This is a genomic window from Pseudomonas sp. ICMP 10191 (genome assembly GCF_001467335.1).
In the GTDB taxonomy this organism is placed as follows: Bacteria; Pseudomonadota; Gammaproteobacteria; order Pseudomonadales; family Pseudomonadaceae; genus Aquipseudomonas; species Aquipseudomonas cerasi.
Genome location: NZ_LKGW01000044.1, coordinates 1 through 449 on the forward strand (window position 1 = coordinate 1; position 449 = coordinate 449).

Here is a 449-nt window from a genome sequence, read left to right on the forward strand (position 1 = left end):
ACGCCGCCGAACGATGCCGCTGTCTCGGGCAGCCAGTACGAGTGGATACGTCAGCTCAACCTGCAAGGCTATCTGGCGATCGTCTGCCGTGGTCACTTCGACGCGATGGAGCAGATCCGCGCATACCTCCGACTTCCTAAGACTGTGGTGGCCGCATGAGCCAGACCCTGCTTACTTCGTTCTCTGATGCGGAAATCCGCCGGCAGGCAACGAATTCAGACGTGCGCGACTTGCGCGATGCTCGCTATCCGGGCGTTTACTTCCGGTTTCATAAGAGTCGTGAGCGCGGCACCTGGCACCTGGTTGTGGGCAAGAAGTGGGAGAAGATCGCCGGTTTTCCAGAGTTGCCGGTGAAAGGGCTGATCAATGCTCTGCCGAAAATCCGGGAACGCCTGGCGACTGACCCGAAGGCCTCTGCGGCTGCCGGCACGCTGCAGACCGTTGGCCAG

2 pseudogenes are annotated in these 449 nt (G+C 60.8%); both read left to right on the forward strand.

Annotated elements, in window-relative coordinates:
• Positions 1–159 (forward strand): annotated as a pseudogene (locus tag AO388_RS04980) (VRR-NUC domain-containing protein); the annotation flags it as partial.
• Positions 156–449 (forward strand): annotated as a pseudogene (locus tag AO388_RS04985) (tyrosine-type recombinase/integrase); the annotation flags it as partial. The pseudogenes AO388_RS04980 and AO388_RS04985, both read left to right, overlap by 4 nt.